The sequence below is a fragment of the Amycolatopsis sp. WGS_07 genome (assembly GCF_045278895.1).
GTDB lineage: Bacteria > Actinomycetota > Actinomycetes > Mycobacteriales > Pseudonocardiaceae > Amycolatopsis.
Genome location: NZ_CP136053.1, coordinates 311023 through 336789, shown reverse-complemented (window position 1 = coordinate 336789; position 25767 = coordinate 311023). Strand labels below are relative to the sequence as shown.

The 25767-nt window shown below is 68.6% G+C and carries 28 protein-coding genes; 16 read left to right on the top strand and 12 right to left on the bottom strand.

Annotated elements, in window-relative coordinates; all coding sequences use genetic code 11:
• Window positions 1-79: 79 nt before the first annotated feature.
• The 5 genes from RPX00_RS01495 to RPX00_RS01475 form a co-directional block, all read right to left on the bottom strand.
• Window positions 80-1438: a serine hydrolase domain-containing protein gene (locus tag RPX00_RS01495; RefSeq protein WP_406636693.1), complete on the bottom strand. Its 1359-nt coding sequence runs from the start codon at window positions 1436-1438 to the stop codon at window positions 80-82.
• A gap of 77 nt (window positions 1439-1515) precedes the next feature.
• On the bottom strand, window positions 1516-1983 hold the full coding sequence (locus tag RPX00_RS01490) for a GbsR/MarR family transcriptional regulator (RefSeq protein ID WP_406636691.1): 468 nt from the start codon (window positions 1981-1983) through the stop codon (window positions 1516-1518).
• Window positions 1984-2031: 48 nt separating this feature from the next.
• On the bottom strand, window positions 2032-2913 hold the full coding sequence (locus tag RPX00_RS01485) for an SAM-dependent methyltransferase (RefSeq protein WP_406636689.1): 882 nt from the start codon (window positions 2911-2913) through the stop codon (window positions 2032-2034).
• Window positions 2914-2943: 30 nt separating this feature from the next.
• Window positions 2944-3846, bottom strand: coding sequence for a Scr1 family TA system antitoxin-like transcriptional regulator (locus tag RPX00_RS01480; protein ID WP_406636687.1), 903 nt, complete (start codon window positions 3844-3846; stop codon window positions 2944-2946).
• A 147-nt stretch (window positions 3847-3993) separates the two neighbouring features.
• Entirely contained in the window at window positions 3994-4224 is a 231-nt protein-coding gene (locus tag RPX00_RS01475; RefSeq protein WP_378307018.1) for a DUF397 domain-containing protein, read from the bottom strand.
• Between the two features lie 930 nt (window positions 4225-5154).
• Between RPX00_RS01475 and RPX00_RS01470 the strand changes: the two genes are divergently transcribed.
• Entirely contained in the window at window positions 5155-5553 is a 399-nt protein-coding gene (locus tag RPX00_RS01470) for a hypothetical protein (protein WP_406636684.1), read from the top strand.
• On the opposite strand, the gene RPX00_RS01465 is transcribed toward RPX00_RS01470, so the two are convergent.
• Window positions 5554-6432 (bottom strand): hypothetical protein, encoded by an 879-nt coding sequence (locus RPX00_RS01465; RefSeq protein WP_406636682.1) that lies wholly within the window; start codon window positions 6430-6432, stop codon window positions 5554-5556.
• A gap of 205 nt (window positions 6433-6637) precedes the next feature.
• On the opposite strand from RPX00_RS01465, the gene add reads away from it, so the two are divergent.
• The 4 genes from add (at window position 6638) to RPX00_RS01445 (ending at window position 9740) form a co-directional block, all read left to right on the top strand.
• Entirely contained in the window at window positions 6638-7663 is a 1026-nt protein-coding gene (gene add / locus RPX00_RS01460) for an adenosine deaminase (protein WP_406636680.1), read from the top strand.
• A 111-nt stretch (window positions 7664-7774) separates the two neighbouring features.
• Entirely contained in the window at window positions 7775-9349 is a 1575-nt protein-coding gene (locus tag RPX00_RS01455) for a hypothetical protein (RefSeq protein WP_406636678.1), read from the top strand.
• Window positions 9346-9555, top strand: a complete 210-nt coding sequence (locus tag RPX00_RS01450) for a hypothetical protein (protein WP_406636676.1) — start codon at window positions 9346-9348, stop codon at window positions 9553-9555. The genes RPX00_RS01455 and RPX00_RS01450 overlap by 4 nt, the downstream gene beginning before the upstream one ends.
• A complete protein-coding gene (locus tag RPX00_RS01445; protein ID WP_406636674.1) occupies window positions 9534-9740 on the top strand; it encodes a hypothetical protein in 207 nt (68 codons plus the stop codon). Before RPX00_RS01450 ends, RPX00_RS01445 begins: the two co-directional genes overlap by 22 nt.
• On the opposite strand, the gene RPX00_RS01440 is transcribed toward RPX00_RS01445, so the two are convergent.
• On the bottom strand, window positions 9709-10578 hold the full coding sequence (locus RPX00_RS01440; protein ID WP_406636672.1) for a helix-turn-helix domain-containing protein: 870 nt from the start codon (window positions 10576-10578) through the stop codon (window positions 9709-9711). The two genes, RPX00_RS01445 and RPX00_RS01440, sit on opposite strands and share 32 nt — an antisense overlap.
• A 102-nt stretch (window positions 10579-10680) precedes the next feature.
• On the opposite strand from RPX00_RS01440, the gene RPX00_RS01435 reads away from it, so the two are divergent.
• Complete coding sequence (locus RPX00_RS01435) at window positions 10681-11586, top strand: MBL fold metallo-hydrolase (RefSeq protein WP_406636670.1); 906 nt, start codon at window positions 10681-10683, stop codon at window positions 11584-11586.
• 10 nt (window positions 11587-11596) lie between these two features.
• Window positions 11597-12889: a carboxylesterase/lipase family protein gene (locus RPX00_RS01430; RefSeq protein ID WP_406636668.1), complete on the top strand. Its 1293-nt coding sequence runs from the start codon at window positions 11597-11599 to the stop codon at window positions 12887-12889.
• Here RPX00_RS01430 and RPX00_RS01425 read toward each other — a convergent pair.
• Complete coding sequence (locus RPX00_RS01425) at window positions 12797-13651, bottom strand: helix-turn-helix domain-containing protein (protein WP_406636666.1); 855 nt, start codon at window positions 13649-13651, stop codon at window positions 12797-12799. The genes RPX00_RS01430 and RPX00_RS01425 overlap by 93 nt on opposite strands.
• Before the next feature lie 132 nt (window positions 13652-13783).
• Between RPX00_RS01425 and RPX00_RS01420 the strand changes: the two genes are divergently transcribed.
• The 4 genes from RPX00_RS01420 to RPX00_RS01405 are packed head-to-tail and all read left to right on the top strand — an operon-like array spanning window position 13784 to window position 17093.
• Window positions 13784-15151, top strand: coding sequence for an MFS transporter (locus RPX00_RS01420; protein WP_406636664.1), 1368 nt, complete (start codon window positions 13784-13786; stop codon window positions 15149-15151).
• A gap of 13 nt (window positions 15152-15164) precedes the next feature.
• A complete protein-coding gene (locus RPX00_RS01415; protein ID WP_406636662.1) occupies window positions 15165-15728 on the top strand; it encodes a nuclear transport factor 2 family protein in 564 nt (187 codons plus the stop codon).
• Entirely contained in the window at window positions 15725-16351 is a 627-nt protein-coding gene (locus RPX00_RS01410) for an O-methyltransferase (RefSeq protein ID WP_406636660.1), read from the top strand. The genes RPX00_RS01415 and RPX00_RS01410 overlap by 4 nt, the downstream gene beginning before the upstream one ends.
• Before the next feature lies 1 nt (window position 16352).
• Window positions 16353-17093, top strand: coding sequence for an SDR family oxidoreductase (locus RPX00_RS01405; protein ID WP_406636658.1), 741 nt, complete (start codon window positions 16353-16355; stop codon window positions 17091-17093).
• Window positions 17094-17097: 4 nt separating this feature from the next.
• On the opposite strand, the gene RPX00_RS01400 is transcribed toward RPX00_RS01405, so the two are convergent.
• Window positions 17098-17655, bottom strand: a complete 558-nt coding sequence (locus RPX00_RS01400) for a hypothetical protein (protein ID WP_406636656.1) — start codon at window positions 17653-17655, stop codon at window positions 17098-17100.
• Between the two features lie 221 nt (window positions 17656-17876).
• Here RPX00_RS01400 and RPX00_RS01395 point away from each other — a divergent pair, with 221 nt between their 5' ends.
• Window positions 17877-19070, top strand: a complete 1194-nt coding sequence (locus RPX00_RS01395; RefSeq protein WP_406636654.1) for an MFS transporter — start codon at window positions 17877-17879, stop codon at window positions 19068-19070.
• Here RPX00_RS01395 and RPX00_RS01390 read toward each other — a convergent pair.
• Window positions 19057-19653 (bottom strand): TetR/AcrR family transcriptional regulator, encoded by a 597-nt coding sequence (locus tag RPX00_RS01390; protein WP_406636652.1) that lies wholly within the window; start codon window positions 19651-19653, stop codon window positions 19057-19059. The genes RPX00_RS01395 and RPX00_RS01390 overlap by 14 nt on opposite strands.
• A 581-nt stretch (window positions 19654-20234) precedes the next feature.
• On the opposite strand from RPX00_RS01390, the gene RPX00_RS01385 reads away from it, so the two are divergent.
• The 4 genes from RPX00_RS01385 (at window position 20235) to RPX00_RS01370 (ending at window position 23628) form a co-directional block, all read left to right on the top strand.
• Entirely contained in the window at window positions 20235-20573 is a 339-nt protein-coding gene (locus RPX00_RS01385; protein ID WP_406636650.1) for a lactococcin 972 family bacteriocin, read from the top strand.
• A gap of 347 nt (window positions 20574-20920) precedes the next feature.
• Window positions 20921-21655, top strand: coding sequence for a hypothetical protein (locus RPX00_RS01380; RefSeq protein ID WP_406636648.1), 735 nt, complete (start codon window positions 20921-20923; stop codon window positions 21653-21655).
• The gene (locus RPX00_RS01375; protein ID WP_406636646.1) at window positions 21652-22959 is read left to right on the top strand and encodes a hypothetical protein; all 1308 of its coding nucleotides are present in this window, start codon (window positions 21652-21654) and stop codon (window positions 22957-22959) included. The genes RPX00_RS01380 and RPX00_RS01375 overlap by 4 nt, the downstream gene beginning before the upstream one ends.
• A 3-nt stretch (window positions 22960-22962) precedes the next feature.
• Entirely contained in the window at window positions 22963-23628 is a 666-nt protein-coding gene (locus RPX00_RS01370; protein WP_406636644.1) for an ABC transporter ATP-binding protein, read from the top strand.
• Here RPX00_RS01370 and RPX00_RS01365 read toward each other — a convergent pair.
• Both RPX00_RS01365 and RPX00_RS01360 read right to left on the bottom strand, forming a co-directional pair.
• Window positions 23622-24647 carry a LysR family transcriptional regulator gene (locus RPX00_RS01365; protein ID WP_406636642.1) on the bottom strand — a complete coding sequence of 342 codons (1026 nt, stop codon included), beginning with the start codon at window positions 24645-24647 and terminating at the stop codon, window positions 23622-23624. The two genes, RPX00_RS01370 and RPX00_RS01365, sit on opposite strands and share 7 nt — an antisense overlap.
• Window positions 24648-24682: 35 nt before the next feature.
• Window positions 24683-25753 carry a hypothetical protein gene (locus RPX00_RS01360; RefSeq protein WP_406636640.1) on the bottom strand — a complete coding sequence of 357 codons (1071 nt, stop codon included), beginning with the start codon at window positions 25751-25753 and terminating at the stop codon, window positions 24683-24685.
• Between the last annotated feature and the right edge of the window lie 14 nt (window positions 25754-25767).

Genomic DNA, 25767 nt, shown 5'->3' with positions numbered 1-25767 from the left:
CATCACCTGGCGAAACACTGGTGAAGCCTACCTGCCGTACCCGGCTTCCGCGGGCACTACCCGCGACCACGGCCAGTGGTCATGAGGTCTTCGGCGTGGCCTGCATCCCGATGTAGACGCACGGGCTCCCGTCGGCCAGCGCCGAGAACACCACTGGGGCCGGGGTCGCGCCGAAGGACTCCCCGCAGGCGGCGAACACCTTGTCCGTCACCGGCACCAGCTCGGCCTCCAGCGGCGGCGACAGGTCCTTCATCCCGTCCACGAACTCGTACCTGATCCGCGCCGACCCGTCATCCGCGCGGCTGATCGTGGTGATCACGCCCTCCCGCGTGTAGGTGCCGAGCAGCGGCGTGACGTCCACCTCGGGCGGGTTGGCCGGCGGACCGAACGGCGCGGGCAGTTGGACGTCGGCCAGTTCGGCGAGGAGTTCGCTGAACAAGTCGTGGTAGAGCCGGTTGTAGTCGCCGCCGTTGGTGAGCAGCACGATCGCGACTCCGGCGTGCGGCACGATGCGCAGGAACGAGTGCTGGGCGACGGAGCTGCCGTCATGTCCGAAACCGGAGACGCCGTTCCAGTCGTAGAGCGTCCAGCCGAGGCTCCAGCCGTCGGCGGAAACCGTCCACTTGTCCGGGCTGTCGATCACTCGGCGCTGCATCAGCTCGACCGCCTCGCTGGACAGCACCCGGGTGCCATCCGCTGCGACTCCGCCATCCAGGTGCATCTGAGCGAAGCGCGCGACGTCGCCGGCGGAGATGATGACGCGGCCGTACGGGCCGGCCGAACGCGGCATCAGATCCCAGGCCGGGGCCAGTTCCTCGCCGAGGTGGCTCATCGCGACTCGGAAGCGCAGCGCCTCCTCGGGCAGCGTCATCGAGTGCGTCAGCCCGAGCGGCGTGAACAGCAGGTCTTTCACCGCTTGGTCCCAGGTCTTGCCGGTCACGACCTCGATGATCCGGCCCAGCACGGCGTACCCGACGCTGCTGTAGGACAGCGCCGTGCCCGGCGGGCAGTCCAGCGCTACCCCGGCGGCGGCCTCGACGTAGCGGGCGAGGCAGTCGTCGCCGCGACCGGAGTCGTAGGTGAAGTCGCAGGTCAGGCCGCTGGTGTGGCTCAACAGCTGGCGGACGGTGATCGCCTCGGTGGCGGCCGGGTCCGGCGTCGCGAATTCCGGCAGCAGCTGGACGACCGGGGTGTCGAGGTCGAGGGAACCCGCGTCGACCAGGCTCAGCACGACGGTGGCGGTGTAGGCCTTCGCGAGCGAGCCGGACAGGAACACCGAATCGGTGGTGACCTCGACGCCGGTTCCGCAGTGCAGGACGCCGCTCGCGAGTTCGTGCACCTGGCCGTCGGCCAGCACCGCCAGCGAGGCGCCGGGAACGCCGTGGGCGGCGCGCAGAGTGTCGAGCCGCTGCTGCCAGTGGGCATGGTTGAAGGACATCAGTTCTCCCCAGTGAAATCCTGCGCGCAGGAGGAAATCGCCGGACGGGCTCGCCCGGCGGGTGGTGAAGCCCGGATTTACTTGCGGTGCAAGGCTTCTCGCCGAGCCCGCCATTCGACGGCGAGTTCGGGCATCCGCTCGGCGAGGAATTTCGTGAACTCGGCCAGCTCCTCCAGCCGCGCCCGCCGTTCAGCGGGCTGGCCGGCCATCAGGTCAAGGCCGCGGCGCGCCAGTGCGCCGAGCGAGGCGTACTCGGCCTGGTTGTCGAGCACGCGCAGCCACACCTCCGGAGCGAGCCGCACGCGGTCGACGCGTTCCCCGGCGGTGCGGGTGCGCTGGATCCAGGACCATTCTTCGAGTTCGCTGATCGCGCTGGTGACCGCGCTGCGGCTGGCCCGCAGCGCGCCCGCGAGTTCGGCGATCGTCTGCTGCTGCGGTTCGCACAGCAGCAGCCAGCCGATCACCCGCCCGGTCATCGGCGCCATGCCGTACTGCCGCGCGAAATGGCGCCCGGCGTCGTCGGCGAACTCGAGTTCCTCGTCCATGCGGCTCAAGTTACAGTAATAACTGAGATGACGCAAATCTCCGTCATCTCAGACGTCCTTGCGGGCCACCCCGGCGAGCAGGAGCGACTCGTTGGGAGCGTCGGCGCGGATGGTGGTGTCGTCCGCGCTCGCTTCCTCGGGGTGCCACAGCGGGGTCCAGGTGACGCCGGGTTCGAGCAGGGTGAAGCCGCCGAACAGCGCGGTGATTTCCGCGCGGTCGCGGTAGATGAGGTCGTTGCCCGCGGCCGCGTACCGCTCCTTGGCGTCGGCGAGCATCCGCGCGAACTCCGGCGGAACGCCCTGGTCGGTGGCGTGGGACAGCGCCAGGTACGACCCGGGCGCGAGGAGATCGCGGTAGGCGGCGACCAGGCTGGGCCCGAGGTCTTCGGTGCTGCCGCTGCCGGGGGCGGGCGGTTGCTGGAAGTGCAGGACCGAGATGAGCAGCACCGCGACCGGCTGGTCAAGGTCGATCACGGCGGTGCCAGCGATCCGGGACCACAGCCGCTGGGGGTCGCGCAGGTCGGCGTGAATGGCGACGTGCCGGGCGAGATCGCCGTTTTCCCGCAGGAGGCTGGTGGAATGCGCGACGGCGACCGGCTCGCAGTCCACATAAGCCACTTTCACCTCGCCGGGCGCGATCTGCTCGGCGATTTCGTGCGCGTGGCCCATCGTGGGAACGCCGGAACCGAGATCGACGATTTGCCGGATTCCCGTGCGCACCAGATATCGGACGACGCGGTGCAGGAACCGGCGATTGGCCAGCGCGATCGGGCGCACCATCGGATAATCGCGCATCATGCGTTCGGCGAACTGCCGGTCGATTTCCCAGTTGGCGGTGCCGCCGAGGTAATAATCGTAGACGCGGGCCACGCTGGGACGGCTGAGATCGAGCCCCGGCGGCGGAAACGACTCCTGGTCAAGGCCAGTCACCAGATGCTCCTTGCGGTCGACGGCGCGGAGTCAGCGTAGCGGTTCGCCGGTCCTTCCGGCAGCGGAAGCGGCGATGCTGATCAGGTCCGCTTCGGCTTCTTCCAGAAGAATTGCCGATTCCTCCGCCGAAAGGGCGACACTCGAAAGGGATTCCCACGATTGCAGGTCGGTTTCGTAGGTTTCGGTGTCGGCCTTGAAAACCTGGACGCCGTTGGACGTTTCGGCGAACGAGCGGTCGAGCGCGTTGTTGGCGAACTGCAGGATGGTGAAATCGGGGCCGACGTGCAAAGGCCCCTTCTCGAACGGCACGAACCGGATCGTCGCGCCGGGGTGGTTGCGCGCGAGGTCGAGCAGATGCCGGACCTGGCCGAGCGCGACGTACGGATTGTCGGTGCGCGCCTTGGTCAGCCGGCACACCGCGCTTTCGCTGAGAATGAACTTGTAGGTGCGGTCCGGGAAGTCCTCGAGAAGTTTGGCCCGCAGCTTTCGTTCGTGCACGGCGTTGGTCACGTCCGTGCGGCCGTAGGCCTGGAACTGTTCCATCATGTAATCCTCGGTCTGGAGGATTCCGCTGATGCGTTCCCCGGTCCATTTCAGGATGATGGCGGCTTCCTGCTCGGCCTCGAACACCGGATGGAACCAGGCCGGGCTGGCGGCGAGGCGGCGGGCGTTCCAGACGCGGTCGGCACGCGAGGCCTGGTTGTAGTGCCGCAGCGTCTCCGCCGCGGCGGATTCGATCGCGAGGACGTCGATCCATTTGTCGAGCAGATGCGGGTGGATGCGGGTCTTGCCGCGCTCCATCTTGCTGATGTTCGGCTGCGTGTAGCCGAGGACGTCGCCGAGTTCGCCCTGGGTCAGCCCGCGTTCGACGCGCGCCGCGACGAGGATCCGGCCCAGTTCGACCAGCTGGGCCTCGACGGAAAGCCTGCTCACGAGGGACAGGCCGTCCGATCAGGGGACGAGGCGACACCGGTGCCGGACACGAAATCATAGTAGTCCTCGCATTACGCCCGGCCAAGGCGGACGGGTTGGTCCGGGCGGGTTCCGGATGGGGGACCGGGGATGACGATCAGTGCGCGGTCACCGGTCGAACTGCCCCTCGCGCAGCGCGCCGGCGAACGCGGCCCATTCCCGGTTGTCGAAGACGAGCGCGGGGGAGCGGGTGATCTTGGAATCGCGCACCGCGACGACGTCGGGATCGCTGAGATTGACTTCGACGCAATCGCCGCCGTTGCCGCCGCACGCCTCCGGCCGCTGCCAAGCGGCGTCGTCGAGAGAAGAACTGACGGTGTCAGGGTTGTAAGATTGCATGGTTTAGTCCTTGTCAAGCCGATTGTGTGCGCTGGAATATTCAACCTCAGGATCGAGGATCGAATATGCCAATGGCAAGGCGCGGACTTGCATGATCCCGAGATGGACCGATAGCTTCACCTGTTTGGCTTTGGGGCGGTTGTCTCGCGGTGATCGGCGGCGAACGCGGTGTCCTATTCATGACTGGGATCTGTCCAGTTTCTTCGTGACTGGCCGACGGATTCCGAGGCCGCGAGGTATCGGGAACAGCGGCGGCCGGGTATGCCAGAATATTCTGCACCGACTGGACAGCCATGCATATTCCAGTCGGCAGATGCCGCCGCGTGCGCGATGAGCGGGGAACTCCGCGCCGGGATTGGCCGAATGTCAATCTTGCCCCTTGAAGTGATCGCGGTCAGAAAATCGCTGGTCAGAACTCCGGGTGGGGTGGGACGACGCTGTCGCGGCAGTTCTTCGTGATCTTTTTCAAGCCCTCGTATGCTACCACTCTTGTGAGTGATGAAAAGCTGTCCGCGATGCGCTAGAAACCGCCAGCTCAGGGCTGTCGTGCAGGGAACCTCGCCCAGCGTTACTTCTCCGCGCATTCGGCTTTTCGCGCAGGTGAGAGCGCCGCGGAAGGCGGTTGGACGCGTGCGAAGCGGAGTTGGGCCCGAGGGTTCGGTTTCGCCGAAGTGCGGCGACGGTCCGACTGAACCGGCGGACTGATATCGCGCACGGTAATTCGGCATGTCACTTAGCCGTTAATCGACGGGGGCAGACCGCTCGGCGAGACGACCGTAAGTGGGTATCGAGGTCTGCGGGCGCTCCTGGCCAAGATAAGAACTGTCGAACTGGGTCGCGCGCCCGGGGAGAGAGAGGGCGTGGCCCCCTGCTGGAACAGGGGGCCACGCAGATGTCTGAAACCCGCTTCGAGGCTAAGGAACAGACGAAATGACTCTACCGCTGGAGAACACGGACCCGCTAGACGACGACCGCGCCGGAAGGGTGGGGCGCGTCGATTTCGGGGCCGCGGTCGCCCCGGCCCGCGGCGGACGGCGCATCGCCACCCGCGAGGAGATGCTGGCCGCCGCGACGAAGGTCTTCGCCCGCCGAGGCCCGGGCCGGCACCGCAAACCGGTCGAACGCGGCCGCTGGGTGTGCGCGGCGTCGGGGCTGTTGTCGTGGCTGACGCCGGTGTTGTGGACCTGTCTGCAGTACGTCTTCGCCGCGAGCGTGATCAGCACGGTGGTGCTGCTGGTCGGCCCGGTGGTCGGGGTCGCGGTGACCGGACTGGTGCTGATTTGCAGCGCGGTGCTGTTCGGTTCGGCTCGGCCCAGTCATCGCCGGTAGCTACCTGATCCACAGGCGTAGCAATGCGGTGAGGACGGCGAGCACGATTCCCGTGGTCAGCGCGCCGCCGACGAGCGTGCGGAGCCGACGCAGCGCAGCCTCCCGAGGCGACCGGGTGCGGAAGCGGGCGGCGGGGGCGAACTGCGCGCTGGGGATCGGCGCACCGCTGGCGGCCGCGGCTGTCAGTTCGGCGAGGTACCCGACGAGCACGGGCCGGCGCCGCCGGTCAGCGGGAGTCTCGGCGAACCAGAGCAGCAGTTCGCCGACGGTCATCCCGTCGGTCGCCGGGTTTCCGGTCAGCCGGGCGCTGTCCCGGGTGAGCGCCCAGGCCACGCCCGCGACGCGGCGTCGCCGGAACACCGGGTTCGCGAAGTGCGGGCCGAACTCGAGCGACAACGGCTGCTGCGCGGCGCGCGGGTCCAGGAGGAGAATCAGGCGAGCACACCGCGCCGCCGACACCAGCAGCCGGGTGCGCGGGGACAGACTGGCCATGGCCAGAACCGCGCTGCCCGCGGCGGCGAGCAGCGCGAACGGGAGAACGAGCCGAACGACCGGCACGGGAACCTTTGCCAGGTATTGGAATTGGAACGCCAGCAGGGTGCCGATCAGCGCGAGCGCGCCGAGCGTTACCGCGCCTGCCTGGCGGAACGCGGCCAAGGAGATGCGCTTCAGCTGTGCGCGGGACACTCCGTTGCCCGCGAGCAACTGCCTTTCCTCCGGGGTCGGCGGCAGGGTCATCAGGGTCAGCGCGGTCAAGGACGAGCCTAAGATCCCGCGCGAGTGCCAACCGAGCATCCGGTACAGGCTGAGGTGGAACTGCCGCGTCCAGTCGGATTTGTCTTGCCGGGCAAAAGGCTTGTCCGCGGCGGTGTCGGGCATGGGTCTTCCCCCTCGGTCGAGGCAAGGGTAACCGGTTCGATCCGGCGGATTCGTTCCGTCCAGGCAGCGAATTCCGCTACAGTGGCCTCGTGCCGGAGTTCAAGCTGCCGCTCTACGGAGCCGACCTCGATCGTGGCGACCTCGCTCCCTGAGCCGTCCCGTTTTCGTTGCTCCGTCACCTCTTTACTCTTCAGGGAGTCCTCTCATGCCTGGCGAAAGCCTGCGTGCCTTCATTCATGCCCTGCCCAAGGTCGAACTGCACGTCCATCTGATCGGTTCGGCGAGCGTCGACACAGTCCTCGCCCTCGCGCGCCGTCATCCGGAGGCCGGGGTGCCCGCTGATCGCGCGGAGCTGGAACAGTTCTTCGTGTTCCGCGACTTCGACCATTTCCTCAAGGTCTACTGGGCGGTGCAGTCGATGCTGAAAGACCGCCACGACATCCGCACGCTCGTGGTCGGCCTCGCCGCCGAACTCGCGCGGCAGAACGTTCGCTACGCCGAAGTGACGGTCACGCCGTACAACCACCTCCTCGACGGCATGCCGGGCGACGAACTGCTCTCCGGGCTCACCGAGGGCCGCAGCGCCGCGAAGGCCGAGCACGGGGTCGAATTGGCTTGGTGCTTCGACATTCCCGGCGAGAAGGGCGTGCGGGCCGGGCGGGAGACCGTGGTGTTCGCGTTGCGGGAACGTCCGGACGGGCTGGTCAGTTTCGGGCTCGGCGGCCCCGAAGTCGGCGTCGGCCGGGCGCAGTTCGCGCCGTTCTTCACCGCCGCGCGCGAGGCTGGCCTGCACAGTGTGCCGCATGCCGGGGAGACCAGCGGGCCGGCGACGATCTGGTCGGCCGTGCACGACCTCGGCGCGGAACGGATCGGGCACGGCACCAGTTGCGCGGCGGATCCGGCGTTGCTGGCGTATCTCGCCGAACACCGGATCCCGCTCGAGGTGTGCCCGACGTCCAATGTGCGGACGCGTCAGGTGGACTCGATCGCCGCGCATCCGGTCCGGCGCATGCTTGACCACGGGGTCGTCGTCACCCTCAACACCGACGATCCGCCGATGTTCGGCGCGACGCTGGAAGGCGAGTACCTCACGGTGGCCACGACGCTCGGTCTGCGCGAGGCGGAAGTGGCGGCGTTGGCCAGGAACGCGGTGTGTGCTTCGTTCCTGGACGCGACGGCCAAATCCGCGATGCTCGCTGAGATCGACGCCGTATCACCGGGTCAGGGGTAGCGTCCGGAGGCGGTAGACGATGCCGGACTCAGCTGGGTGGCTGGTGCGTACCAGGGCTAAAAAGTTCACCCGGTAAGGTGGATCTCGTTGTCCACAGCCAGGGAGCAGGGTATGGCGGCTGTCCACGCCGACATCGATTCGACAATGCCGGAAGCGGACCGCCGGAAGTGGCCGCTCCCGGTGGTGCTCGCGTCGCTCGGACTGCTCGTCGTGTTCCTGGTCGGCGCGTGGGCGGCCTGGTTCTTCACCGTCGACGACGCCTTCATCAGCTACCGCTACTCCGCGAACCTCGCGGCCGGGCACGGTCCGGTGTGGAATCTGCAGGGCCCGCCGGTCGAGGGGTTCACGAACTTCGCCTGGGTCGTGTGGGGCGCGCTGGGCTCGGCGCTCGGCCTGGCGCTGCCGCTGTTCACCAAGGTGACGTCGCTGGTGCTCGGGCTCGCCACGCTGGCGATGCTGATCCGGGAGGGGCACCGCCGGGCCGGGATGCTGGGCCTGCTGGTCGGGGCCGGCGCGTACGTCGTGTTCCTCCCGACCTACTTCCACATCACCGGCGGCCTCGAAACCGCCGCGTTCGCCGCCGTGCTGCTGCGGCTGGTCGTGCTCGGGCTCCGGGTGCTCGACGGGACGCGGGTGCGCGCGTGGGAACCGCCGGCCCTGCTGATCCTGCTCGGCATGATCCGTCCGGAAGGCGCGCTGGCCGCGTTGCCGGTCGTCGTGTGGTGGCTGGTGCGGCAGCGCGGCCGGGCGCAATGGCTGTGGACGGCGGCCGCGGTCGTCGTCGGCGCTGGTTATTTCGGCTGGCGCTGGCAGTACTACGGCCAACTGCTGCCCAACACCTTCTACGTGAAGTTCGGCAACCTCTCGCTCGGCTGGATCTGGACGAAGCACACGACGCTGGTCCTGCTGCCGTTGCTGCTGCTGACGCTCTCGCTGGTGTTCCGCCGGGCGACGCGCGCGGCTGGCGTGCTGCTTGTCGTGACTGTCGGCGTCACGTACGTGACGTACGCGGTTTCCGGGCCGACTATGGACTACCTGGACCGCTTCGCTGACCACGCGGTACCGGTGTTGTGCTTGGGCGCCGCGCTGGCCGTTGGGGCGTTGGCCAACCGCGCGGTCGGCTCGGTGCTGGGCGCGGTCGCCGTCGGGTGGTCGGCGTGGGCGGGTGCGACTGCGCCGGACTTGGGGCTGATGAGCAACTACGGTCCTGACCTGCAGCGCACGCACGTCGCGATCGGGAAAGGCCTTGCGCGGGCTGCGGTTCCTGCCGCGGACCGCAGCGTGGCGATGACTGACGCTGGTGCCATTCCGTACTTCAGCGGGTGGGAATCGATCGACTACATCGGCTTGAACGACCGCGAGATCGCTCACGGAGCCGCGCCGACCGACGTCGTCGTGAAGGCCCGGCCGACGGTGGTTGTGGTGACTGCGTATGTCGAATCGCCTAGTGAGGGGCGGTACGGCTTCGACTTGGCGCGCGGCACGGCGGGGTATGTGAAGGCCAATTCCGTGCAGATGCGGGACGGGTATTGGCAGTTGGTTTATGTACTGCCGCAGTACGCGGGGACGGTGGGGGAGCAGGTTCAGGAGGCTGTCGCGCAGGCCGCGCCGGCGAATGATCCTGGGCAGATGGAGGACACGGTGGAGCGGTGGCTGAACCGGCTGTGGCGGCAGCTGCCGTTGTGATCGAAGACGCTCTCGCGGCCGCGGTGCCGTGGAATCGGCTGCGGATGGACGTCGGCACGGCGGAATGCGTTCCGGCGGCGATCCGGGACTTGTTGAACGCTGGGTCGGCGGAGGACGCTGACCGGGCGTACTGGCGGCTGGACAACGGAGTGGTCGTCCAGGGCCGGCTGTTCGAGTCCGCGCCGTGGCACTCTTCTACGCGCTGATCGACGATCCGGTGCCGATGGTCCGGCTCGGTGCGCTGGATCTGCTGTCCGCGGTCGAAGACAACCGGGAGCGGATGGCGATTGCCGTGGCGCGCTTGGCGAACGACTCCGACGCGAGGGTGAGCCGCCGAGCGGCTGAGCTTCGAACCCCGCCTACCGAGGCACCCGAACCGGAGCGTCCGTAGCTGACTCCCGCTCGCTGACCTGCCGAAGCAGCGTCAGTGCCTCCTCCGAAGCCGATCCCGCCGGGGTAGTGCACACGATCAGCGTCTGCTCCGGGGACCGCGCGACTGACAGCGTCTGCTGCGTCACCGTCACCTTGCCGACCACCGGATGCCGCAGTTCGTAGGAATCGGCGTCGCACGGTCCGACCCGATGGTCGCGCCACAGCGAGACGAACTCCGGGCTCTTCATCGTCAGCTCGCCGATCAGCTCGGCCAGCAGCGGGTCGTCCGGATGCTTTCCGACGGTGATCCGCAGGTTGCCGACTACCGCGCGGGCCTTGCGTTTCCAGTCCGCGTACAGCTCGCGGCAGTGCGGGTCCAGGAACAGCATCCGGCTCAGGTTGGGGCGTTGCGTGAGGTCGAGGTGGCCGGCGAGCAGCGCGTGTCCGAGGGTGTTCCAGGCCAGTACGTCCGTGCGGCGGCCGAGCACGAGCGCCGGGACGTTGTCGACCGCGCGGAGGAGGTCGCGGGTTTCGTCGGCGAGCTTCTCCGGGCGTGGGCGGCGCGGCTGGGGTGTGCGCCGGGCCGCGTCGGCTAGGCGGTCCAGGTGGGCGCGTTCGTGGGTGTCCAGGCGTAAGGCGCGGGCGATCGCGTCGAGGACTTCGGCGGAGGCGCCGCGGGAAAGGCCCTGCTCCAGCCGCGTGTAGTAGGACACGCTGACGCCGGCCAGTTGCGCCAGCTCCTCGCGGCGCAGTCCGGCGACCCGGCGGCGCGGGCCGAGGTCTGGCAGGCCGACGTCCGACGGGCGCAGCCGGGCTCGTCGGGCGTGCAGGAAGTCTCCTAGCGGGCCAGCGGTCATGGCGTCCACTATCCGCCGCGCGTCCGCGCGCTGCCACACCCCGCGCGGGGTAGGAAAACCGGGGAGTGGTCCAGCCGCGCAGGTCAGCGCAGGGTCGAGCGCATGGACGAGATCAAGTTGGGCGACGTCACGGTCACCCGCGTCAAGGAGTTCTACGGTTCGGTCGAGATGAGTCCCGGCCAGTTCTTCCCGGACAGCCCGGCGGGCGCCTGGGACGAGCACCGCGGCTGGCTGGCTCCCGATTTCTGGGATCCGGAGACCGGCGAGTGCCAGTCGGCGATCCAGTCCTGGCTGGTGCGCAGCGAGGGGCGCACGATCCTCGTCGACACCGGCGTCGGCAACCACAAGGACCGGCCGTACGCGCCGGTGTGGAGCCGCCTCGACACCAGCTACCTCGACCATCTCGCGGCCGCCGGGGTGCGGCCGGAGGACGTCGACCTCGTCATCAACACCCATCTGCACATCGACCACGTCGGCTGGAACACCCGCCTCGACGGCCGCGCGTGGGTGCCGACGTTCCCGAACGCGACGTACCTGATGCCGTTGCGGGACTTCGAGTTCTGGGACCCGGCCAACGAAAACGAGACGGTGCTCGGCCGCGGGAACCAGAACGTCTTCGAGGACAGCGTCGTCCCGGTTCAGCGGGCGGGGCAGGTCGAACTGTGGGACGGGACGCATCGGATCGACCGGAATCTGCGCCTCGACCTCGCACCGGGGCACACTCCCGGCTCGTCGGTGCTGACGCTGGAGTCCGGCGGCGACCGGGCGTTGTTCGTCGGCGATCTGGTGCACACCCCGCTGCAGATCGCGGAACCGGCGACCAACTCGTGTTTCTGCGAGGACCCGGCCGAGGCCAGGGCCACCCGGCACAAGCTGCTCGGCCAGGCCGCCGAGGACAACGCGCTCGTGTTCCCGGCGCACTTTCCCGGCTCCGGCGCGGCGGAGGTCGAACGGGACGGGACGAAGTTCGCGATCAAGAAATGGGCCGGGTTCTCCCGGATCTCCTGAAAGGTTTCCCATGCATCAGCAGGAAAATCCCGTCGTCGAGACCGCGGCGGGAGCTGTCCGCGGCCGCCGGGACGAAGCGGGCGAACTGTACCGGGCCATTCCCTACGCGGCGGCTCCGATCGGTCCTGGCCGGTTCGCTCCGCCGGTACCGCATCCGGGCTGGTCCGGGGTTCGTGACGGGACACAGCCGTCGCCGACCGCGCCGCAGCCCGCCCGTGACTTCGGGCGGCTCGACCTGACCCCGTACTTCGGGCCGGGATGGGTACCTGGCGAGGAGTATCTGACGGTCGACGTCCGCACCCCGGCCGCGGACGCCGGTAATCGCCCGGTGATGGTGTTCGTGCACGGCGGCGGGTTCGTCACCGGGTCGACTCGCGCCGCGCTCTACGACGGCAGCGCCTTCGCCCGCGACGGCGTTGTCCTTGTGACGGTGAACTACCGCCTCGGAATCCCCGGTTTCCTTGCGCTGCAAGGTGTTCCGGACAATCGTGGGCTGCTCGACGTCCTCGCCGCACTCCGCTGGGTACGCGATTCGATCGCCGCGTTCGGGGGCGATCCGGCGAATGTCACGGTTTTCGGGCAGTCCGCGGGCGGCACGCTCACCGGCGCGCTGCTCGCGACGCCGGAGGCCAAGGGACTGTTCCGCCGCGCGATTGTCCAAAGTGGAAGCGGCACGGGCGCGTTCACGCCGGAGCAGGCGCACCGCGTTACCTCGGCAGCTGCGGCGGCGTTGGGAGTCGAACCGACTGCGGCGGCGTTCGGGGAGATCCCAGACGCGCGGTTCCTGGCGGTTTTGCCCGCGCTAGCCGGGCTTGACCTGCGGACCAGCACCGCGCCGGACCCGCTGGCGGGACTCAGTCCGTTCAGCCTGGTGCTGCCCGTGCAGCCGGCCGACAGCCTGGTCTGCGACGTCGACCTGCTGATCGGCACGAACACCGAGGAGGGGCGGCTTTACCTGGTGCCGCAAGGAAAACCGGACGACACCGCGGACGAGCTGGGCGAGAGGCTGTTCGGCGCGGGCACCGCCCGGATGGCACAGGCGCACGCGGGTCGCACCTACCGCTATTCGTTCGGCTACCGCTCGACGGCCCTCGACGGTCGGCTCGGCGCCGCGCACACCGTCGAGCTGCCATTCGTCTTCGACCTCGCCGACGAGCCATGGCTGCACGGCGACACCGGTCTGCTCGGCCCGGATCCCGCTCCGGCTGGTCTAGCGACGGAGGTCCATGCGGCTTGGGTCGCGTTCGCCCGGACCGGAAACCCGGGCTGGGCCGCGTCCGAGCCGCACCGGTTCGTCGGCTGAACCTTTCAACTGCCGCAGATAGCTCCCCGGGGTCTGTCCGAGGATCGCGGCGAAGGTTTCGATGAAGCTGGTCGGATTGGCCCATCCGCATCGCAGCGCGGTGTCGGTGACGGAGAGGCCTTGGCCGAGGTACACCAACGCGTGCTGGATGCGCAGCTGAGAGCGCCATTGGGAGAAGCTCATCCCCAGCTCGGCGCGGAACAGCCGGCTGAGCGTCCGCTCGCTGGCACCCACGGCCCGGCCGAGTTCGCCGAGGGTGGCGGACTCGGCCGGGTTCTCGCGCAGGAGATCGGTGATCGCACGGAGCCGGTCGTCAGCGGGTGCGGGCAGGTAGATCGGCTGCTCCGGGAGTTCGGTCAGCTCGTCGACGAGCACCCGGAGCAGCCGGTCGCCGACTTCCGACGGGAGAGTGGCGCCGCCGGTCAGCTTCAGGACCGCGGCCCGCAGCAGCGCGGACACGGTGAACACGGTTGGCGTGGAAGGAAGTCCGGCGCACAGGTCGACGGGCACTTCGAGGATGCTGATCTCGGTCTCGCCGTAGGCGCGGTGCCCGTGCGCGAAGCGGGGCGGGGTCCACGAGATGCGGTCGGCGGGCGCGACCCAGGTGCCCCGTTCGGTGGTGGTGGCCAGCAGGCCGCTCGCCGCGTACAGCAGCTGTCCTTGCGCGTGCTGATGCGCGGCGACCCCCTCGCCGTGGACCAGCGACCACCGGCCCTGGACGGGATCGTCGCCGGACCAGCAGATGTGGCGGCGTTTCGGCATCGGGTCCCAGGATACCGCCGATCGGTCGCGGGGTGATCTTGGCGGGATACCGGTATCCGCTGTCCGACGGGCGGTAGCGGGTCGTTCCCCCGCCGGTGATCCTGGTTAGGCAAGCCTAACTAAGGGGGTTGGATGTCGATCACGGCGAGGGAAACAAGGCCGCCGGACGGCGGCGTCAAGGTGGGCCTGGTGCTGGCGCCGTTGATGCTGGGCGCGCTGACCTATGGCGTGCTGGGGTCCGTCGTCGTGCCGGCATTGCCGTTGCTGCAACGGGATTTGCACACGAACGAGACCGGCGCGACCTGGCTGCTGACCGCCTACTTCCTCGCCGCCGCGGCGGCGACCGCGGTGGTCGGGCGGCTGGGGGACCTGTTCGGGAAACGACGGATGCTGCTGATCGTCCTGTGCGTGATGGCGGTGGGCCAGCTCGTCTGCGCGGTGTCGGATTCGCTCGCGCCGGAGATCGCCGGACGCGCGCTGCAAGGCGTGGCGGGCGGGCTGTTCCCGCTCGCGATCGGGATCATCCGGGACGAATTCCCGCGCGCACGCGTCGCGGCGGGCATCGGGGCGGTGACCGCGACCATCGGGATCGGCGCGGTCGGGATCATCCTGCCCGGGCTGCTGCCGCGGTTGAGCTGGCATTGGCTGTTCTGGCTCCCGCTGGTGATCACCCTGATCACACTCGCCGGAACCTGGCTGCTGGTGCGCGAATCGCCGGTGCGCCCGGGCGGCCGGATCAACTGGTTCACCACGATATTGCTGGTCGCCGGGGTCACCGCGGTGGTGCTCGGCATCAGCGAGGGCGGGACGTGGGGCTGGTCTTCCGGCGGCACGCTCGGGCTGCTCGCCGGCGGGGCGGTGGTGTGCGGGATCTGGGGGTTTGCCGAGGCGGCCAGCGACAACCCGTTGATCAACGTACGGCTGATGCGGCTGCGCGGAGTGTGGACGACCAATGCCGTCGCGTTTCTTTTCGGCGCGGGCATGTATGCCGCTTTCGCGGTGTATCCGATCTTCGCGCAGTCTCCCGGATTCGGCTACCACGCGACGATTCTGGCCTGCGGCCTGTATTGCCTGCCCATGTCGATCCCCTCGATTGTCGTCAGCCCCTTCGCCGGACGGCTTGCCGACCGGATCGGCCCGACGGTCACGCTCGTCCTCGGCACCCTGATCACCGCGGCCGGATTCGGTTATATGGCCGCCTGGCACGCGTATCCCTACGACATGATGATCAGCCTCGGGCTCATGGGGCTCGGCTTCAGCATTGCCTTCCCGACGTTGATGACCGTGTGCGTGCATTCCGTTCCGGCCGAGAACGTCGCGGAAACCACCGGGATGAACACCGTGGTCCGGATGATCGGCGGCGCGATCGGCACCCAGGTCGCCGCGGCGGTGATCTCCGGAATTCCCGGGGAAGACGGATTCACTGTCGCTTTCCTCATCCTGGCGGCCTTCGCGGTGGTCGCCGCGGTCGCTGCCTCGTTCGTGTCCACTCGAGACTAGGAGATTCCCTGTTATGAAAGAAATCGCCGAGTTGATGGCCGGCTGGATTCATCGTGATCGCGAGGACTGGGACGCGCTGGCGAACCTGTTCCACGACGACGCGACCCTGACCATCCTGTGGTTCTCCGGCGCAGCCAAGGACTTTGTCGACGGCTCGCGCCGGATGAGCGGCGGTCCGTTGCGCAGCAAGCACTTCATCGGCTCGCCGGTGATGGACGTCGTCGGGGATCGTGCCTTCGTGGAAACCAACGCGATGCTCGTCGCCGACCACCTCGAATTGGAGATCGGCGTGACTGTCCACAACAGATTCCTCGACCGGGTCGAGCGTCGTGACAGCGGTTGGCGGATCGTGCGCCGGGATTCCGTCTATGACATGGGCGGCTTCACCTATCCCTTCGGAGTTCGACGCACCGACGACCTCGATCCACTTCGGCACCCGCGCGAGTATGCGGCCTTGGCGTATCTGTTGGAGCACAGTGGACACCAGGTGCCCGATACCTGTCCTACCCGCTTCAGCAAACGGGAACAAGAGATCATCGAGGAAGGCCACGCCTGGTTGACGGGAGCTTCCGCATGACTCCGCTTCGCGACCCAGCCGTCAACGCCGTTATCGACAAGCTCGTTGCCGCACAACAATATCCAGCGGACGACCCACGTTCCGGCCTCGAACGCGACCCGCACGAATACAGCGAGTACGGCTTCTCCATCTCTCGAGAACAGGGCGACCTGATCTATCTGCTGTGCCGGGGCCTCCGCGCCACCCGGACGGTCGAGTTCGCGACGTCGGTGGGCATGTCGACGCTGTACGCCGCTGCCGCCGTGCGGGACAACGGCGGAGGCACGGTGATCGGCGCGGAACTTGTCCCTGCCAAGATCGCCGCCGCCCGGCGCAACCTCGCCGACGCCGGGCTGGCCGGCTACGCCGAAATCCGTGAAGGCGATGCGCGGGTCACCCTGCGCGACCTCGGCGGGGAGGTCGACTTCGCGCTGATCGACGGGTGGCTGGGCACCGAACCGTCGCTCGCCCGGGAGGTCATCGAGTTCGTCGCGCCGCAGATCCGGATCGGCGGCTATGTGCTGAACGACAACGCCGAACCTGATTTCCTGGCCTATGTCCGCGATCCGGCTAACGGATTCGTGTCGGTCGCGCTTCCGTTGCACGGCGGCACCGAACTGTGCGTCAAGGTAGCGGAGCGCTGAGGTGGGGGACCTGCGCGGCAAGGTCGCTTTGGTCACCCGTGCCAGCCGGGGCATCGGCCGAGCCATCGCCGAACGTCTGGCGCGGGACGGTGCCCTGGTCGCCGTGCACTACGGCAGCAACGAGGCAGCGGCGCGGGAGACGGTCGCGGCGATTGCCGCAGCCGGCGGCCGAGCCTTCCCAGTCGGTGCTGAGCTGGGCGTCCCCGGTGACGTGGATACCCTCGTCGCCGCCCTGGACACCCCCATCGACATCCTGGTGCACAACGCCGGTCGCTACTTCCTGCGGCGGCCGATCGAGGTCCTCACGCCCGAGGAATTCGACAAGATGTTCGCGGTCAACGTCAAAGCCCCGTTCTTCCTGACCCAGCGCCTCCTGCCGCGCCTGCGCGACGGCGGGCGGATTATCGCGATCTCGTCGGTCGCCACCCGGGTCACCGCGCCGAACGGGATCGCCTACCCGATGACCAAGGGCGCGCTCGACGTGTTCAGCCAGACCCTGGCGAAGCACCTCGCTCCCCGCGGTATCACGGTGAATTCCGTCGGGGTGGGCTACACCCGCACCGACATGACTGCCGAACTGCTCGAGGTACCGGAGAACGTGGCGGCCAACGTCAGCCGGACCGCGCTGGGCCGGATCGGCGAGGTAGACGACATCGCGGACGCGGTCGCCTTCCTGGTGTCCGACGACGCACGCTGGATCACCGGCACGAAAGTCGACGTGTCCGGTGGCGTCGGGTTGTAGCCGGTCACGACGGGGGACTGATCTCCAGCGGCGCGGCGGCCCCGCCGCCGAGCTGCTGCCGCTGGGTGACGGTGTGGTCGAGCTGCCTCGCCAGATGCGGGACGTTCGCCGAGGTCAGGTACGTCTCCGCGCCGGCGTCGAGCAGCCGCCGGACCGGCCCGTGGTAGCTGACCCCCAGCTCCGCGTCCTCGACCTCGGCGAGGACGACCCTGGCCTTCGGGAACTTCGCCCGGAGGCCCCCGATCAGCTGCGGGCTGACCGGCGGCACGAGCAGCACGTCCGCGGTGGCCGGGGCCGAATGCAGGTCCAGCACGACGTAGTCCGGACCGAGTTCGGCCGACAGCGACATCCGCGCCGAAGCGGACAGCTTCATCGCGGTGGCGACCACGGTCACGTCGTCGTAGTCCGCACGCGGCGGTCCGGGGTCGGGCCGGACGCTGGACACCGTCGCGACCGGGGCGCCGTCCCGGGTGAGGACCAGGTTTTCGCCGGCGTCGAGGAGCGCGACGACGTCCTCGGGAAGGCGGCTGACGTCGATCTCCCGCACGGGTCGCGTGGTCATGGAACTCGATCATCCCACAACTTCGGGTCGGTGTCCTTTGCCTTGCTCAGCCCAGTGGCGGGGTTGGCCGTCTGTGAGGGGAACCCTCACAGACGCTGATTCCCCCACGGTGCCCCTCACGGACCTTTCGGCGGGCGTAGGTCACGCAGCTTAGAGCCCCAGCACGGGTGATGGCGTTTTCTCGCCAGCGCAACCGGTCCCGCGCTTCCTACGCTCGCCTCGTGCATACAGATTATTCGCGGCTACGCGCCCCGATCGTCGGGTTCATCTCGCTCGCGGCCGCACTCGGTACCGCGGTCGTTTACCCGTTGCAGCCCGCGATCGCTGAGGTCGGCGGTGCGCTCGGCGCGTCGCTCGGCTCGGTCGGGGTCGCGCTCGCTTGCGGGCCGGTCGGTTACTTGTGCGGGCTCGCCCTGCTGGTGCCGCTCGTTGACCAGTTTCCGCCGCGCTACGTTCTCTCCGCGCAGTTCGGCGCGCTCGCCGCCGCGTTGGGGCTCAACGCGGTCGTCGGGCAGGTGTGGTTGCTGGGCCTGGTGCTCGGGGTGATCGGGGCGTGCTCGTCGGTCGGGGCCGGGCTGAGTTCGGTGACCGCCCGGCTGGCGAGCCCGGATCGGCGGGCCACCGCGCTGGGGGTGGTGACCGCTGGGATTTCGGCGGGGATTCTGGCTGGCCGGATCGTCGGCGGCTGGCTGGCTGACCTGATCGGCTGGCGGGCGATGCTGGGCGTCTTCGCGGCCGGATGCGCGGTCGTCGCGGTGGCGGTGCTGGTGATGCTTCCCTCGGTGGCAGGGGCGAACAATCGTGGCTACCTCGCGACTTTGCGCTCGATTCCCGGGCTATATCGGCAATGCCCGGTGCTGCGGCTTGCGGCGGTTCGGGGCACGTTGTGGTTCTTCGCGTTCTGCGCGGTGTGGTCCGGGCTCGCGGTGGCTTTGTCCAAGCCGCCCTTCGAGTATTCCGCCGAACGCATCGGGTTGTACGCTTTCGCTGGCATATTGGGGATTTTCGCTACGCGAATCGCCGGAGCGTGGACCGACCGGGTGGGCGCTCGCCGGGTCATTCTCTGCGGGCTGAGCTTGGCTGGTCTGGCGAGCGTGGTGCTTGCTGTCGCATTGCCGAGCACGGTTTCGACACTGGCGTGCCTGGCGCTGTTCGACGCGGGCCTCTTCGCCGCACAGGTCGCGAACCAGAGCACGGTTCTCGCGATCGAGCCGAATGCCCCGGCGCGGTTCAATAGTGCTTATATGGTGGTGTATTTCGCCGGAGGAAGCCTGGGCACCGCTTTCGGCGCGGCGGCGGCCGAACGGGCTGGATGGCCGTTGACCGCACTCGTTACGGCGGCGGTGATCGGGGTGGCGGCAGTGGTTACGCTGCTTGCTCGGTCGCGCGCCGGCGTGCCGGTCACGACGCGGTGAGGAGCAGGGTGGTCCGGACCGCTTCCTCGGTGTGCGTGCTCAGCGTCCGGCCGCTCTGTATCGCGTCCTCCGCGAGTTTTTCCAAGCCTCCCACCAAGACCAGCGCGCGCACCCGGGTCAGCGGGGCGCCGCCGGATGCCAGGAATTCGCTGCCGGCCGAGATGGCGCGGACGACGGTGAGGTAGGCGTCGTGGTTCAGGCTCTCGGCGGACGGGGTGTCCACGAGCGGCAGGTCGCGGATGCGGCTGAGCGTGACGGCGGGCCGGGCGTCGACGACGGCGATCCACGCCGTGACGAGCTGGCGGATTTGCGTCTGCCAGGGCGCGGTGCGGTCGATCGCGGCCGACATCTGCGCCGCTCCGGTCTCGGCCGCCTCCTCGAGCAGGGCGAGCAGACAGGCCTCTTTGGAGTCGAAATGCTCGTAGAAGCCGCGCCGGGACGTGTGGGCCCGGCCGACGAGGTCGCCGATCGTGATCTTCTGGAACCGCTTCTCCGCCAGCAGCGACTCCAGGGCGCGAGTGAAGCGGCTTCGGTAGGCGCCGGACGGCTCGGCGAGCGTTTCCGGCTCAGCAGCGCGTGGCACCGCGCGTCCTTCCTGTCCGCGGTTATCCGGCGATTCTACCAGTCCGCGAGCCGCGATAATCCCGAAACGACCGGGGATATCGGCGGAATTCCGGACGGAATGCGCGCGGCTGCATTCGGCGGTGCCGCTTGCTCCGCGTGCCGGGCGATCCGGCGGGTATTACGCCATCTCGGTGACATCGCACTGGGACGTTTGGCCCAGTGCGGGTACGTTCGGTAGTGTTTTCCCAGCGTCAGATGGGGAGTCGAAGCGCTAGGGGGATCCAGGTGTTTTCACCGCTTGTCTTCGAGCCGCGCACGAGAACGCGTGCTCGCCGCACTCCGTGACGGAGTAGCTTCCATCGCAGGTCAACGGGCTCGCGACGCCTGTGCGCGCTGACGTTCGCGCTGGTCAGGGCCCGTCCGCCGGAATGGTCCGGCGCATGCGTCCCGTCGGCATCCGTGGCCGGGGGGCAGGACACGGCTGTTCGCGTCCGGCATTTGCCGTGCCGGGCGAACCCGAATGTTTTTCGTTGGGGTACCGGGCAGTCCGTGCAGGGGAAAATAGGGAAAAAGAATGGGGAAATCATGACAATGGGGTCTGTGTCTCTGAAGATCGCCAGGGCGGCTTCGGTCGCTTCGCTCGCGGCCGTGATGTCCGCGGGGATTGTTTCGGCAGCGAATGCCGCACCGGCGCACGCGGCGGTTCCGGCGGGCTGCGGCAGCGCCGGCGGCGGAACGTGGTGCCACGGTTCCGGAGCCGACGGGATCTGGAAGGGCTGCTACTCGAATTACAACCACCCGCGGAACTACCACAGCTCGACGGCGGCCATCGGAGGCGCGAACGACAAGCGGTACGCCAACGCCGGTTCCTGGTCCAACGCTCGGGCCAAGGCCGGGTGGGCACACACCTGCTACACCTACTACAACCCGAACGCGTGATAGCGGCCTGAAAACCTGGCCGTGAACGCGACGATGCGGTGCCGGGCCGACGAAGTCCCGGCACCGCATCTCCACCGCATTTCCACGACAGCGCACCAGCGCGCACGCATCAGCGACGAGAGCGAGCCATCGTGCGATTGATCCTCTCTCTGCTTTTCGCGGGAATCCTGCTCTCCATTCCGGCAGTGGTTCTCGTGGATGCCGTCCTGGAGCAGGAAACGCGAAGCGAGACGGCCGCTGAGCGTGTCGGGACACCGTTTGCCTGGCCGGACCGTCCGCAGGCAGCCGATCCTGAGCTGACGCTGCGCATTCTAGCTGAGGCCGCTGAGGCGACTGGTGCCACCGTTATGCGTACCACGGTGAACGCCCAACGCATTACGCACTACGTCTTAATAGGCGGCGACCGGACGGCGCTGTTCGACGAATTCAGTCTCGCGCGGGGCCGCTGGCTCAGCCCGGCGGAGTCGCGCGGCAGCTCGGCGACGGTGTCGACAGCTCACTCCGGGATAGGCGTACCAGAGGTTTTCGCTGACCGGTACGAACTCACCTTCGCGCCGTTGCGCCGGGCTTTCGATGCCTTGCCCACTTCCGGCCGTTATGTGGTCGAAGGGCCAGCCACCGAACGCTTTCTCACGCTCGTCTGCCAGCGGCTGGTCGAAGCGGGCGTCACCGGGTTGACCGTCGACGACCTGACGGCGGACCACGGTGCCACCAAGCCGGAATCCGGGCCGGGGCTGCGCATTCTGGCCTATCTGCTGGCCGCCGCGGCCACGGTGGTCATCGTGTTTCGCTTGCTGCGCGAGGGAAAACGGATCGGCGTGCTGCGTCTGATCGGGCACCCGGCACCGCGGATCTGGTACGAGGTGGTGGGGAGAACGCAGATCATCACCGTTCTCGCCGGGCTGGGCGCGTGCGCCGCGGTCGTCCTCGCCGTGCCCGGCGCGGATTCGTCTTTCCTGAACACCCTGGTCGCCGCTGTGGTACCGGTGACGGTCGCCGGATTCGCGGCGACGGCGGGCATCGGGCTGTTCGTCGTCAACCGGGTGCGCATTTCCGACCTCGTCAAAGGAAGTTTGCAGTGAATCACCGGACGCGACACAGTTCCCCTTTCGGCCTGGCGATCGCGGCGCCCGCCGTCGTGAAAGCTGTGTGCGGGGCGATCCTCGCGGTGCTGGCCGTGGTGGTCTGGCAGCAGTTTTCCGAACTGGCCAAGCAGCAGGAGCTGCTGGCGCCGTGGGAGAAAGTGCGGGGCTACGCGGTCTTTTACCCGCGCCTGACCGGAAACGACCAGCAGGAAATGGAAACCGGCGGCAACGCCTCGTCGGTCGCCGAGGCCCGGGACCTCTATCCGGTGCTCGACCAGGCCGGCGCGCTCTTCGTCGACGCCGCCAACTACGAGCCGGACACGCCGCCGGACCCGACCGGGCGATGGCCGGTGCCGCCGATCCGGGTGAACACGCATTACCTTGAGCAGTACCCGATTCTCGACGCCTCCCGGAAGCCGATCACGGTCGCCGCCAGCGATCCGGCGTGGGTTGTCGCGGTGCCGGAGCAGTTCAAGCCGAGGGAAGCGCAGATCCGGGAACTTCTCCAGGAAACGCGCACCGGCGGCCCGGGAATTACCGGCGCGGTGCAGGCGGAGCAGCGCATCACCGGGCATCAGCCGCGGTTCGCGACCCAGCCGGTCCGGATCGTCTGGACGGCTTCCGGGCAAGGCGTGTTCAGCTACAACCCGCAGATCAATCCCGGGCACGGCAACCTGATCACCGATCCGATCATCGAGATCATGACCCCGGCGAACAGCCTGACCGTCGACCGGCTCAACGCGATCACCGGCGGCCTGGACACCGGCTTGAAGGTCCGCGTCGGCGACGATCCGGCGGCGACGCTGGCCGCGCTCGGCCCGAAACTGAAGGAACTCAAGCTCGACGACAACCTGCGGCATCTGGTCACCGTGCACCAGGCGATGGCCACGCAGATCGACGAGGTACGCGGCGGCATCGCCCAGGTCACCGCGTTCGCCGGCGCGGCGCTGTTCGTCCTGGTCGCCTTGACCGCGGCGATCGTGGTCGTCGGCTCCGACCGGCTGCGCCGCAGGCTCACCGTGCGGCGACTGCACGGCATCGGCTTCACCCGCTCGTACCGGGAACTGCTGTTCGCCCTCGGCGGGACGTGGCTGGGCCAGACGGTGCTGGCCGGGATCGCCTTGGCCGTACTGGCGATGAACACCTTGTCCCCGCCGGGTGCCGAGGCGAGCCCGTGGGACCGAATACCGGAACTTGCCGCTGTGTCAGTGCTGTCGCTGGCGATCGAGGTGCTGTTCGTGGTCGTGACCGCGCGCCTCGTCGAACGCCGGAACACGGTCAAGCGCTTGAAGGAGCTGTGACCCATGGAATTCTCGTGCGAACTCCGGGGAGTCCGGAAACAGTACGGCGGCCACGAGGTGCTGGACGGCTTCGACCTCCGCATCGAGGCAGGCGAGTTCACCGCGCTGACCGGCGCGAGCGGAGCGGGGAAGTCGACAGTGCTGAACCTGCTTGGCCTGCTGGAGGCACCGGACGCCGGTGAGGTCCGCCTCTTCGGCGAGCAAGCACCCGGGCCACGCACGCGGGCCGCGAACCTGCTGCGCCGCAACCGGTTGGGGTATCTGTTCCAGAACTTCGCGCTCATCGACAGCGAGACGGTCGAGGCGAATCTGGAGGTCGCGCTCACCTACGCGAAGCGCGGGACACCGAAGCAGGATCGCATCAAGGAGGCGCTCGCTCAGGTCGGGCTGCGCCGCGCGGAGCATCGGAAGATCCACTCGCTCTCCGGCGGGGAACAACAACGCGTCGCCGTGGCGCGGCTTCTGCTGAAACCGTGCGACCTGATCCTGGCGGATGAACCGACGGGCTCGCTTGACGCGCGGAACCGTGATCGTGTCCTGGACCTGCTGCAGAAGCTGAACGAGGTGGGCAAGACGGTCGTGGTGGCGACGCACGACGTGGCGGTGGTGGAGCGGTGTTCGCGGGTGGTGGATCTTTCCGGACGTGGGGTGGCGCCGGTCAGTCACTGAAGCCGGAGCATGCGGTGGTTGACCGGTGCGCGGCCGGGCTCGTCGATTGGCGGCAGGATCTCCGATGGGTCCGCGCACACGCCGCGGATCACGTCGGCGACCCGCAGCAGCAGGCCGAGCCGGGGGTGGTGCGGTGGCCAGGCGATGCCGATCTCCCGGGGCGAGACGATCTCGCTGAGGGAGAACCGCGTGACGCCGGGATAGCGCTGGCCCAGGGCCAATTGCGGCACGATCGAGTAGCCGACGTCGGCCGCGACCAGGGGTTCGACGACATGGATCTTGTCGGTGCCGAAGACCCAGTTCGGTTCGATGCCCTGGCGGCGGAGTTCGGCGGCGACCTCGATCTCTTCGCTGGTCAGGCACACCATCGGGAGGCCGCGCAGGTCCGCCGGGCGGATCCGGGGGACCGAGGCCAGCGGGGACTGCGCCGGCGCGAGCAGGATGAACGGGTCGCTGAACAGTTCCAGGCCGTGTGCCTCGCCGGTCTGCAGGGGGAAGATCACGAACGCGATGTCGATTTCGCCGAACCGCAGCAGCTCCTGCAGACGGACGTCGTCGTCGACCTCGATGGGTTTGATGCGGCACGGGATCTGCTGGGTGCGCATCGCGGCCAGCACCAGCGGCATCACCCGCACGGCGACGCTGGAGAACACGCCGATCCGGACGGTCGGTTCGCGGCCGTCCCGCATGTCCTGGATGTGCCTCGTCGCGGTGCGCAGGATGACCTGCACCTGTTCGGCGGCGTTGACCAGCGCGGCTCCGGCCTCGGTGAGCCGCACCTGCCGCTGCCCGGACATCCGGCGGACCAGCACCACGCCGAGCCGCCGTTCGATCGAGGCGATGCGCTGGCTCACCGCGGGCTGGCTGCAGCCGAGCGCCACCGCGGCGGCCGCGAACGAACCCTCGTTGGCGACCGCGTAGAGCGCTCTCAGCTGCAGCAGGGTGAGACGGCCGCCGTCGGACCAGATGGCGTCCAGGGAAACCCGGCCGAGCCGGTTCCGTCGTTCCGCGCCGATCACGGACTGACCTCCTTGCTGGGTATGCGGAAACGCGTTCAGGTCGTGCCTCCGGCGAGGCAGAACGCGGTGGCCAGGTCGATCGTGCTGGCCAGGTCGGCGAGATCGGCCACCTCGCCGGAGCTGTGCATGTGCCGGAGGGGGATGTTGAGGACGCCGCACCGGATTCCGGCCGCGACGGCGGCCATCGCGTCGGCGTCGGAGCCGCTTTCGTCGCCGTACGCTTCGATCGTGTAAGGGATTCCGTGTTTTTTGGCCAGTGTGCGCAAGCTGCGCGCCATGCGTTCGTCGGTGACGGCGCCGCGGCCGATCGCCGGGCCCGAGCCGAGCCGGTGGTCGCCGGTCCGGCGCTCGATGCCGTCCTCGGGGATGTCGCTGGCGAACGTGGTGTCCACCGCGAGCGCGAAGTCCGGTTTCGTCGCGTACACCGCGCCCATCGCGCCGTGGTAGCTCGTTTCCTCGCGCACGCTCGCCACCACAGAGATCTCCGCGGTGACCGGGGCCGCGGCGGCTGCGCGAGCCGCTTCGAGCACGGCCAGCGCGCCGAGGCGGTTGTCGAGTGCGGGCGCGGCGATCCGGCCGTTGCGCAGCCGGACCGGCGGCGCGCCGAACACCACCGGGTCGCCGACCGTGATCGCCGATTCCGCGTCGGCCCGGCTGGTGGCGCCGATGTCGATCCACAGGTCGGCCATTTTCGGCGACGAATCCTGCGTGTTGAGATGTGGCGGCGCGGTTCCGATCACGCCGGGCACCCGGCCGTTCTCGGTGAGGACCACGACGTGCTGGCCGTAGAGGATGGCCGCGTCCCAGCAGCCGATGCTGACCGCCCACAGCCGTCCGGCGTCGTCGATGTGGCTGACGCTCAGCCCGATCTCGTCGATGTGCCCGATCAGCGTGATCCGCGGCGTGCCGCCCGGGTTCACCACCGCGTGCCCGCTGCCGAGCGGATCGACGCGCACGTCCGCGAATTCCCCGGCCAGGTCGGTCCAGGCGCGCACCGGTTCGTCCTCGTAGCCGGAGGGCCCGCGCGCGGCGAGCAGCAGGAGGAGACGCCTGCGCAGCACGTCGGCGTCCGGTGCGTAGCGCGAAGAACCGTCGGGGTTGGGCATGCCACTCCTTTGCG